Annotated in this window: 9 protein-coding genes; 1 reads left to right on the top strand and 8 read right to left on the bottom strand. The window is 50.6% G+C overall.

The genetic code is table 11. From position 1 onward, the window contains the following. The 3 genes from ACI955_RS10195 to rlmE form a co-directional block, all read right to left on the bottom strand. The coding region (locus ACI955_RS10195; protein ID WP_415243643.1) for a dihydropteroate synthase at positions 1 to 302 on the bottom strand (302 nt) is incomplete at its 3' end. A 7-nt stretch (positions 303 to 309) separates the two neighbouring features. Next, positions 310 to 2,268, bottom strand: a complete 1,959-nt coding sequence (ftsH, locus tag ACI955_RS10190; protein WP_415243644.1) for an ATP-dependent zinc metalloprotease FtsH — start codon at positions 2,266 to 2,268, stop codon at positions 310 to 312. 113 nt (positions 2,269 to 2,381) lie between these two features. Continuing rightward, entirely contained in the window at positions 2,382 to 3,005 is a 624-nt protein-coding gene (gene rlmE, locus ACI955_RS10185; RefSeq protein ID WP_415243642.1) for a 23S rRNA (uridine(2552)-2'-O)-methyltransferase RlmE, read from the bottom strand. A 91-nt stretch (positions 3,006 to 3,096) separates the two neighbouring features. Between rlmE and ACI955_RS10180 the strand changes: the two genes are divergently transcribed. Then, a complete protein-coding gene (locus ACI955_RS10180; RefSeq protein ID WP_415243641.1) occupies positions 3,097 to 3,405 on the top strand; it encodes a YhbY family RNA-binding protein in 309 nt (102 codons plus the stop codon). A gap of 12 nt (positions 3,406 to 3,417) precedes the next feature. On the opposite strand, the gene greA is transcribed toward ACI955_RS10180, so the two are convergent. From greA to ACI955_RS10155, 5 genes are all read right to left on the bottom strand, one after another. Continuing rightward, positions 3,418 to 3,900 carry a transcription elongation factor GreA gene (greA, locus tag ACI955_RS10175; RefSeq protein WP_415243640.1) on the bottom strand — a complete coding sequence of 161 codons (483 nt, stop codon included), beginning with the start codon at positions 3,898 to 3,900 and terminating at the stop codon, positions 3,418 to 3,420. Then, a complete protein-coding gene (gene carB / locus ACI955_RS10170) occupies positions 3,897 to 7,118 on the bottom strand; it encodes a carbamoyl-phosphate synthase large subunit (RefSeq protein WP_415243639.1) in 3,222 nt (1,073 codons plus the stop codon). The genes greA and carB overlap by 4 nt, the downstream gene beginning before the upstream one ends. A 130-nt stretch (positions 7,119 to 7,248) precedes the next feature. Then, complete coding sequence (carA, locus tag ACI955_RS10165; RefSeq protein ID WP_415243638.1) at positions 7,249 to 8,388, bottom strand: glutamine-hydrolyzing carbamoyl-phosphate synthase small subunit; 1,140 nt, start codon at positions 8,386 to 8,388, stop codon at positions 7,249 to 7,251. A 278-nt stretch (positions 8,389 to 8,666) separates the two neighbouring features. Then, positions 8,667 to 9,473, bottom strand: coding sequence for a 4-hydroxy-tetrahydrodipicolinate reductase (dapB, locus tag ACI955_RS10160; RefSeq protein WP_415243637.1), 807 nt, complete (start codon positions 9,471 to 9,473; stop codon positions 8,667 to 8,669). Positions 9,474 to 9,488: 15 nt separating this feature from the next. Continuing rightward, positions 9,489 to 10,895 (bottom strand): YihY/virulence factor BrkB family protein, encoded by a 1,407-nt coding sequence (locus tag ACI955_RS10155; RefSeq protein WP_415243636.1) that lies wholly within the window; start codon positions 10,893 to 10,895, stop codon positions 9,489 to 9,491. Between the last annotated feature and the right edge of the window lie 59 nt (positions 10,896 to 10,954).

Genomic DNA, 10,954 nt, shown 5'->3' with positions numbered 1-10,954 from the left:
CGCTGGGCAATAGCCTCAACAACGGGCAGCACCCGCTCGCACTCGCGCTCAGCGGTAACCGGCAATGCGCCAGGACGTGTGGACTCGCCGCCAACATCGATGAGCGTTGCGCCCTGCTCACAAACTTCCTCGACCCGCCGCAGCACTTTTTCAAGCAAGACGCCGCCGGCGTGAAATTCACCGCCATCTGAAAAGGAATCAGGGGTAACATTAATAATTGCCATGACCTGAGGCACGCTTATGTTCAATAAGCGAACACCGCAGCGAAGCTGCGGTGGCGATGGACTTACTAAGGAGCTCAATACAAACTCAGTGATCACTTACCGAGCCGACGAATGGATCTTCAGGCCGGTTTTTCTTATTATCATTGGCGTCAGCATCCGGCTCAACTTCTGCCGCTTCTGCCGCCTCTGTTTTCGCCTTGTGACCACCGGCGCTGCCATCGTCGTCCCAACCAGCAGGCTTACGCGGCTTACGGCCTGACATAATGTCATCGATTTGCTTGGCGTCGATGGTTTCATACGTCATCAATGCGTCAGCCATCATGTCTAGCTTGTCGCGATTAGCCTCTAAAATCTTCGTAGCAGTAACATAGCATTCATCAATAATACGACGCACTTCCTCGTCGATTTGACGCGCGGTCTCACCAGAAAAACCCTTACCTTGCCCTGCAGAGCGACCATAAGTCTCATCAGCAGGATCCTCATACATCAGCGGCCCCATCTTATCTGACAAGCCCCACTTGGTGACCATCTTACGAGCAATATCGGTAGCGCGCTCGATATCATTAGAAGCCCCTGTCGTTACACCATCAGGGCCAAGGGTCATTTCTTCGGCAATTCGACCGCCAAACAATGCACAAATCTGACTAATAATATGACGACGACTCAGACTGTAGCGATCTTCTTCAGGCAGGAACATGGTCACACCCAAGGCCCGACCACGCGGAATGATACTGACCTTATACACGGGATCGTGCTCAGGTACTTCGCGACCAACTATGGCGTGACCCGACTCATGATAGGCGGTATTTAATTTTTCTTTCTCTGACATAACCATTGATTTGCGCTCAGCGCCCATCATAATTTTGTCTTTTGCCAAATTAAATTGCTCCATACTCACCAAGCGCGAGTTACCGCGAGCGGCGAACAGCGCCGCCTCATTAGTAAGATTGGCAAGATCTGCACCCGAGAAGCCAGGCGTACCACGCGCAATGATCGATGCTTCAACATCATCACCTAGGGGTAATTTACGCATATGTACTTTTAAAATCTGTTCACGGCCGCGAATATCGGGTAAACCCACCATAACCTGACGATCAAAACGGCCAGGACGTAGCAGCGCGGGGTCGAGTACGTCTGGGCGGTTAGTCGCAGCAATAACAATAACGCCGTCATTGGCTTCAAAGCCGTCCATCTCAACCAGCAACTGATTCAATGTTTGCTCTCGTTCGTCATTACCACCGCCCATTCCCCCACCGCGGTGACGACCTACAGCATCAATCTCATCAATAAAAATAATGCATGGCGCCTGTTTTTTAGCCTGCTCGAACATGTCACGCACACGCGATGCGCCAACACCCACAAACATTTCAACAAAGTCGGAACCAGAGATAGAGAAAAACGGGACTTTAGCTTCCCCTGCAATCGCTTTTGCGAGCAGTGTTTTACCCGTACCTGGCGGACCCACCATCAGCACACCGCGAGGGATACGGCCACCCAAACGCTGGAATTTACCTGGGTCTTGCAAGAACTCAACCAGCTCACGAACGTCTTCTTTGGCTTCATCAACCCCCGCCACATCGGCGAAGGTGGTTTTAATTTGATCTTCGCTTAACAGCCGCGCCTTACTTTTGCCAAAGGACATGGGACCGCCTTTGCCGCCACCAGCGCCACCTTGCATTTGCCGCATGAAAAACATGAAGATCGCAAGAATAATCAAAATAGGGAAGCTAGCCACTAACAATTGCGTCCACAGACTCTGACGCTCGGGCTTCGTACCCACAACGACCACATTGTGCTGCAGCAAATCGTCAATTAACTTGGGATCATCGAGCAAGGGCCGCACGCTCTCAAAGCGACTGCCGTCATTGCGCTCACCACTAATCACTAAGCCGTCAATAACGACTTCACGCACACGCTCACCCTGCACTTCACTAATGAACTGCGAGTAGTTAAGTTGCTCAGTAGGCGACTGGGCGCTGAAGTTATTAAAAACCGTCAACAGGACAGCACCTATAACAAGCCACAATAGTAAGTTCTTTGCCATATCGTTCAAAAACTGATCCTCACGCTGCTATGTTCGCAAAGCTAATAAAACGGGAATTTAGCCCCAAGCTCTACGTACATTACTACATTAATTGAGTACCCTCTACGCAATAATTAGCCGCGCAGACCAGTGGACACTAGATAAACCTCCCGCGATCGCGGCCTAGATGCAGCCGGTTTACGGGTAACTACCTTGCTAAAACGTTCGCGAAGAAGGCGCATATATTCTTCAAAACCCTCCCCCTGAAATATCTTGGTGACAAAGCTGCCGCCGGGGCGAAGCACCAAATCAGCCATGTCCAGCGCCAACTCGCACAAGTACATCGACTGAGGCTGATCAACATCCCTCATACCAGTCATATTGGGGGCCATATCTGAAATTACAAGATCTGCCTTCTGATTTCCTAGAAAAGCCATCAACTCATTGAACACAGATTCTTCAGTAAAATCACCCCGAATAAATTCAACGCCGGCGACGGTATCCATCTCCAGAATATCTGAGGCCAACACTTGGCCATGGTGCCCAACCAGCATAGCAGCCACCTGCGACCAGCCACCCGGCGCACTACCCAAGTCGACAACACTCATACCAGGCTTAAAAAGGCGGTCTTTTTCCTGAATTTCGAGCAACTTATAACACGCCCGCGAACGATAGCCCTCTCTCTGGGCCAATTTGACGTAGTGATCGTCAAAATGTTCCTTCAGCCATGCGCCACTAGATCCTGTACGTTTAACCACGCCAACTCCATTAATAGCGAGAATTCACATTTCAGCGCAAGCGCCTTTCGAGTAAAATGATAGGCCACGCCTTTTTCGGTTTAGTAATATTATGTCCAAATTCAGCGCTAGTGATAAAAAACACCTCCGCAGTATCGGCCACAAACTCAGCCCCGTCGTGATGATTGGTGATCGCGGATTAAGCGAGGGCGTGAATACCGAAATTGAACGCGCGCTAGACGATCACGAACTCATCAAGGTTAAGGTAAATATAGCTGAGCCAATCGAGCGCCGCGCCTTAATTGATCAATTTTGTGCCGCCCATAAGGCGCATTTGGTGCAGGCTATCGGTAAAATCGCACTGATTTACCGGCCAGCTAAAAAGCCTAACCCGAAGCTCTCAAATCTGCTTCGGGCATAAGCCTAAACTGGTTTATTCGGCGAGGTGTTGCACCTTGTCGATTTCATACTCGATGTTACCGCCCGGCGCGGTTACCAGGGCAACGTCGCCCTGTTCTTTGCCGATTAGGGCGCGAGCTATCGGTGAAGTCACAGAAATTTTCCCCAACTTCACGCTGGCCTCATCTTCACCAACAATCCGATAAGTGACTTCTTCATCAGTTTCACAATTGATCAGGCTTACTGTGGACCCAAAAATGACTTTGCCGCTATACGGGATAGTCGTAATGTCAATCACGCGCACACCGGCCAGCTTGCTTTCAATTTCCTGAAGGCGACCTTCGCAAAATCCTTGCTGCTCACGAGCGGCGTGATATTCAGCGTTTTCTTTTAGGTCGCCATGGGCGCGCGCCTCAGCAATTGCCTGGGTAATACGCGGACGATCCACTGTTTTCAGTTTTTTTAATTCATCGCGCAGCGCTTTTTCGCCAGCAACCGTCATTGGCACAAGATTCATTGCATCATACCCTCGTGTACGTCCTGTAAACGCCGCACTGTTCGCTCTTCACCAAAGGCTATAGCCTGACAAATTGCCTCGGCTCCAGCAAGTGTTGTGGTGTAACTTACCTTGTTAACCAAGGCACTGCGACGAATCAGTGAAGAATCGGCAATAGCCTGCTTGCCTTCGGTGGTATTTATAATTAAATCAATATCACCATTTTTAACCATATCAACAATATGCGGACGCCCTTCCAACACCTTATTTACGCGCTTGCAGGTAAGTCCAGCTGCCGTTAACACCTTGTGAGTACCCCGCGTCGCACACAGGGTAAAACCTTGCGCAACCAGCTGAGTCGCCACTGCAATCGCGCCTTCCTTATCGGGATCACGCACACTGATAAAGGCACGGCCGCTAGTTGGGAACACTTCGCCCGCCCCTACCGCCGCCTTCGCGAAGGCTTCGGCGAAAGTTTCACCCAAGCCCATCACTTCACCCGTCGATTTCATTTCTGGGCCAAGAATGGGGTCAACGCCAGGGAACTTGGCAAAGGGGAAAACCGCTTCTTTTACTGAGAAATAGGTGGGAACAATCTCAGTAGTAAAATTCTGATCTTCCAGACTGATGCCGGCCATACAGCGCGCTGCGATCTTAGCCAGCGACACACCAATACATTTCGATACAAACGGCACAGTCCTTGATGCTCTCGGATTTACCTCGATCACATATACTTCACCATCTTGCACTGCCAGCTGCACGTTCATCAAACCGATAACACCCAATTCGATCGCCATGGCCTTGACGATCTCGCGCATGCGATCCTGAACTTCCGCCGACAACGAATAGGGCGGCAATGAACAGGCAGAGTCACCGGAGTGAACACCCGCTTGCTCAATATGCTGCATGATCGCGCCAATAACCACTTGCTTGCCATCGGATACCGCATCGAGATCAACCTCAACCGCGGCGTCCAAGAAATGGTCTAATAGCACTGGTGATTCATTGGAAACCCGAACCGCCTCACGCATATAACGCTTCAGCTCATCGTCCTTGTAAACGATCTCCATCGCCCGACCGCCCAGCACATAAGATGGCCGCACAACTAGGGGGTAGCCAATTTTTGCAGCCGCAACCAACGCCGCCTCTTCTGAGCGAACGGTGGTATTTGGTGGCTGCTTCAGCTTTAAAAACTCAATCATCTGCTGGAAACGCTCGCGATCTTCAGCGCGATCGATCGCGTCTGGAGAGGTACCAATAATAGGTACACCCGCCGCCTCAAGATCACGCGCTAATTTCAGCGGCGTCTGACCGCCAAACTGCACAATGACGCCCTTAGGTTTTTCTTTGGCAACAATTTCCAAGACGTCTTCGAGAGTAACCGACTCAAAATACAAACGGTCTGAAATATCATAATCCGTCGACACAGTCTCAGGGTTACAGTTGACCATAATGGTTTCGTAACCGTCTTCGCGCATCGCCAATGCGGCGTGTACGCAGCAATAATCAAACTCAATACCCTGACCAATACGATTGGGGCCACCACCAATGACCAAGATTTTCTCACGGTCAGACGGCAGCGATTCGCACTCTTCTTCATAGGTAGAATACATATACGCGGTCGACGTAGAAAACTCCGCCGCACAGGTATCTACACGCTTGTAGACTGGGCGAATATCTAAACTGTGGCGCAGTTCACGCAACTGCTTTTCGCTAACTGCCAACAATACCGCCAAGCGCTGATCTGAAAAGCCTTTACGCTTCAAACGCCACATCATATCTTTAGTGATATCGGCAAAAGCCACAGTTTTCAATGAATTTTCAGTTTTAACGATGTCTTCAATTTGAACAAGGAACCAAGGATCAATCCAAGAATGCTCAAATACCTCATCAACACTCATTCCGGCGCGAAAAGCATCGGCCACAAACCATATCCGCTCTGGGCCAGGATTGGTCAGCTCGGCAATTAACACATCCCGGGCATCGTCGCGATCAACATCAATCTGATGCTCAAAACCAGCAGAGCCAACCTCAAGACCACGAAGGGCTTTTTGCAAAGATTCTTGGAAAGTCCGACCAATCGCCATCACTTCGCCAACGGACTTCATCTGAGTGTGCAGACGAGTTTGCGCTTCGCCAAATTTTTCAAAGGTGAAACGCGGTATTTTAGTTACCACATAGTCGATGGCAGGCTCGAAAGAGGCCGGAGTTGCACCGCCGGTAATATCGTTTTGTAATTCGTCTAAAGTGAAGCCGACTGCCAATTTAGCCGCCACTCTCGCAATAGGAAAGCCGGTTGCTTTTGACGCCAGCGCCGATGAGCGACTCACCCGCGGATTCATTTCAATAACGACCAAACGGCCGGTGTGCGGCTCCATACCAAACTGAACGTTAGAGCCGCCAGTTTCGACACCGATCTCACGTAGTACTGCGCAAGAGGCATTACGCATGATTTGATATTCTTTGTCGGTCAGCGTTTGAGCTGGCGCAACGGTGATTGAGTCGCCGGTATGCACGCCCATGGGGTCAAAGTTTTCAATGGCGCAAACAATAATACAGTTGTCGTTTTTATCACGCACAACTTCCATTTCAAACTCTTTCCAGCCAATCAAGCTCTCGTCAATCAAGAGCTCACTGGTGGGCGACAAATCGAGACCACGAGTACAAATTTCGATAAATTCTTCTTTGTTATAAGCAATACCGCCGCCGGAACCACCCATAGTAAAACTAGGCCGAATAATAGCGGGGAAACCGATGGCATCCAGTACTTGCAAGGCCTCCTCCAAACTGTGGGCAATAGCCGAGTTCGGGGTTTCCAGACCAATCCGCTTCATGGCCTTGTCGAACAGCTGGCGATCCTCTGCCATGTCGATTGAATCTTTAGTCGCGCCGATCATTTCAACGCCGTACTTTGCCAGCACGCCTTCGCGATCCAAATCTAATGCGCAATTTAGCGCCGTCTGGCCACCCATCGTGGGAAGCACCGCATCTGGACGTTCTTTTTCAATAATCTTGGCAACCGTTTGCCACACCACGGGTTCTATATAAGTGGCATCCGCCATCGACGGATCGGTCATGATGGTCGCGGGGTTGGAGTTCACCAATATGACTCGGTAACCTTCTTCCCGCAGGGCCTTACAAGCCTGGGCACCGGAATAATCAAACTCACAAGCCTGACCAATGACAATTGGGCCAGCTCCAAGGATGAGGATGCTTTGGATATCAGTTCTTTTTGGCATAAGTACTAATCATCTAACTCTGTGCTTCGTAATAAAACGTCTGCCACCGGAAGCTGGGCCACAGACACTCGCTAATGTCGTTCTTTTACCGCGGACTGCCAATATACCGGCAGCCCGCTGGGCATAATCTTTATTTGGCCTGCTTAGCAGCCACAATCATATCGATAAACTGATTGAACAGAGGCGCGATATCATGCGGACCAGGACTGGCCTCTGGATGCCCTTGAAACCCGAACGCCGGTGTATCTGTGCGCTCAAAGCCTTGCAAGGAACCATCAAACAGCGACTTGTGGCTTATTACTAAGTTAGCAGGCAGGGAGCTTTCATCAACTGCAAAACCGTGGTTTTGACTGGTGATATGCACCACCTTAGTCTTCAAATCCTGAACCGGATGATTGGCACCGTGATGACCAAACTTCATTTTCAGGGTTTTAGCACCAGACGCCAAGCCTAACAACTGATGCCCTAAGCAAATACCAAACACCGGCACACCGGTTTTCAGAATTTCCTTTATAGCGTTGATCGCGTAATCGCATGGCTCTGGATCACCGGGGCCGTTTGATAAAAATACGCCATCGGGATTCATCGCCATCACATCGGCAGCCGATGTCTCTGCCGGCACTACTGTCAAACGACAGCCCCGATCGGTCAACATCCGCAAAATATTGCGCTTCACACCAAAGTCGTAGGCAACAACATGGTGAGGGAGCTCGGCATCGCTAAAGGTTTTATGGCCGGCACCCAGTGCCCAGCTACCTTCGCGCCACTGATAGCTCTTGGAAGTGGTGACTTCTTTGGCCAAATCCATACCCTTTAATCCGGCAAATTCCTTTGCCATGACCAAGGCCTTGGCCTCATCGATATCGCCAGCCATTAAGCAGCCGCCTTGAGCACCTTTATCGCGCAAAATACGCGTTAAGCGACGGGTATCGATATCAGCAATACCAACAATATTGCGCGCTTTCAGGTAATCAGACAGGCTTTGTTCGCTGCGGAAACTCGATGCCAAAATAGGCAGATCCCGAATGACCAAGCCCGCAGACCAGATGGTGTCTGCTTCTTCGTCTTCGCTGTTCACACCGGTATTGCCGATATGGGGATAGGTCAATGTCACTATTTGGCGAGCATATGAGGGATCGGTTAAGATTTCTTGATAACCGGTCATTGCCGTATTAAAAACGACCTCACCAACCGAGTGCCCTTCAGCACCAATGGCAATGCCCCGAAAAATGCTGCCGTCTTCAAGGGCAAGTATGGCTGGAACCGTCAAGACTACCTCCTAGATCAAACTTGCGGCCGAGAGCCACCGCCGACATAAACGCCAGAACGACAACCAAGGGACCACAGAGGAAAATACGCGTGCAAAAAAGCGAGATGAAGATTACCTCACCTCGCCTTTTGCGGGGCCGCAGAGCCTATTTAGCTCAGCACCCTAATCTGATGCGCGATTTTACGCGAAGTGCCCCCCGCGCGTCCACCTCAATAAATACCGCTAATGCGGCCTTAGCCGGCAATCAGTCACTATTTCGGTCTAATTCAAGGGCTAAATCACTTTAATTCGAGAACATCCTGCATATCGTAGCGACCCGCTGCCTGCGCATTTACCCATGTCGCTGCGCGCACCGCACCCCGAGCAAAAGACATGCGCGAACTGGCCTTGTGGGTAATTTCAACTCGCTCACCATCCGCACAGAACATCACGGTGTGATCGCCAACGATATCGCCAGCGCGCACGGTGGCAAAACCAATGGTTTCACGCTTACGCGCACCTGTCTGGCCTTCGCGCCCATACACCGCCACTTTTTCTAAATCGCGACCCAGCGCGTCGGCTACCACCTGCCCCATACTCAGTGCCGTGCCCGATGGCGCATCAAGTTTGTGGCGGTGATGAGCTTCAACAATTTCTATATCAACATCATCGCCCAGCACTCGCGCCGCCATTTCCAACAACTTAAAGCACACATTAACGCCGGTGCTAAAGTTTGAGGCCTGGCAAATAGCTATCGGCGCAATCGCGATCTCTAGCTCCGCTTTTTGCTCGCTGCTAAAGCCAGTAGTGCCAATCACCATGCCCTTGCCAGCCAAACCACAGGCCCTGGCATTCGCTAGAGTTGCCGCAGGCACGGTAAAATCGATGAGCACATCAAAATCATTCAACACAGTATTAACATCGCCCACAATGGCGACGCCATTCATACCCAAGCCCGCTAATTCACCGGCATCGGCGCCAATCAACGAACTCTCTGGGCGCTCAATTGCTGCCGTCAATTTGCAGCCTTCATTGAGAGAAACGGCTTCGATCAAAATCCGCCCCATTCTGCCGGCGGCACCGGTAACTGCTATCCGAACTGTCATATCAATTTCCAATATTTAAGAGTCTGTATTTATTTTTTCACCAAAGCCTATCGCGCCTCTACGCGCCGCGCCATCTAGTTCTTCATCGGCTTCGCCCAGCGCCATCTCTCGCACCGTAATAGATGCCAGTGCCGCCTCCAGGGCTGCGTCAATTACCGCCGCCACCTCAGCCACGCCCTGAACTGGCTTGCGCTGCCCACTCAGCAACACAACTTGAATACTACCTTCATTGCGCACCGCATCTAGGACCGTCTTTAAAGACATTTTCTCTAGCGGCGCACTTGGCAAATAGCGCGGCGGGTCCTCATGATTCTCAGTCACTAAGCCCGCGTGCTTTAAGGCCAGTAACACCCGCGTTACGCCCTGAATCTGCACTCGTAAGCGATACACAAAATCGCTTGCCGAAAAAGGTTTACGCGCCTGATAATAACGCTGGGCAATAATCGCCATCACCTGCAAGGCCAACGTTTCGCGCTGACGAATGCTTAAATCGCCACTGCGGTGGACCGGCGCAATATATTCGGGATGCTGCACATAAAATGCAATACTGCTGCCAACCAATAAAATCAGCCAGCTAATATACATCCACATCATAAATAAAATCAAAATCGCAAAGCCGGAATAAATCGCGTACGTCCCACTCCCGCTGGCAGAGACCACCACACTGCCAAAGCCCCAACCCACAGTTTGAAATAGCACCCCAGATACCACGCCCGCCACTAAGCCCGCGCGCAAGGTGACGCCGGTGTTTGGAATAAACATATAGAAAAAGGTGAACGCGGCAATAATCATTAAATACGGCGCCGCTTCGGTTGCAAAGGCAATTAAGTGCTGCATGAACGGCACATGCGTACTGATGGTTTGCACAAAGCCGCCACTCAGTACACTCGCAGACAAACCAATAGCTGAAAACACCAGCAGCGGCCCAATTAACATCACGCTGCCGTAGTCCGCAAACCGCCGACCAATGCTGCGATGCTGATCAAGGCGCCAAACATAATTAAAGGTTGCTTCGACTTTTTGAATCAGTGAAATCGCAGTGTAAAATAATAAGGCGACACCAAACGTGCCCAGCACCCCAATTTTCACATTATCGATGAAGCCAATTATTTTGTCGGTAATCTCAATACCCTGCGTCCCCATTGGCTCAAGAAATTGCAGCATAATGGGCTCCAGCTCCCTGTTGTGCATGCCAAAAGCTTTGAGCACAGAGAAACTCACCGCCATTATTGGCACCAGCGACAACAACGTGGTGTACACCAAACTCATCGCGCGCAGGGTTAACTCGCCCTTGCTCAAATCATCTAGCACGACATACAGCAAGCGCAAAGCATCTATTAACTTTCGTTGCCAGCCACTGTAATGCACCACTTTATCTGACCACAGATAATCGGCTACAAACTTATTGAGGGTTTTATCCATTATTTGGGTGCCTCTGAAGCGCTCGGAGCGTAAAAGAGCCGAATTCGTATGCCGCAAAG

The organism is Zhongshania sp., from assembly GCF_047636175.1.
Taxonomy (GTDB): Bacteria; Pseudomonadota; Gammaproteobacteria; order Pseudomonadales; family Spongiibacteraceae; genus Spongiibacter.
Note: the sequence above shows the minus strand (reverse complement) of the source record. Positions and strands in the feature narration are given on the sequence as shown.

Bases quoted from the DNA above. Each gene is read 5' to 3' on its own strand.
- ftsH (WP_415243644.1), bottom strand. From the start codon at position 2,268: ATGGCAAAGAACTTACTATTGTGGCTTGTTATAGGTGCTGTCCTGTTG.
- ACI955_RS10180 (WP_415243641.1), top strand. From the start codon at position 3,097: ATGTCCAAATTCAGCGCTAGTGATAAAAAACACCTCCGCAGTATCGGC.
- greA (WP_415243640.1), bottom strand. From the start codon at position 3,900: ATGAATCTTGTGCCAATGACGGTTGCTGGCGAAAAAGCGCTGCGCGAT.
- carB (WP_415243639.1), bottom strand. From the start codon at position 7,118: ATGCCAAAAAGAACTGATATCCAAAGCATCCTCATCCTTGGAGCTGGC.
- dapB (WP_415243637.1), bottom strand. From the start codon at position 9,473: ATGACAGTTCGGATAGCAGTTACCGGTGCCGCCGGCAGAATGGGGCGG.
- ACI955_RS10155 (WP_415243636.1), bottom strand. From the start codon at position 10,895: ATGGATAAAACCCTCAATAAGTTTGTAGCCGATTATCTGTGGTCAGAT.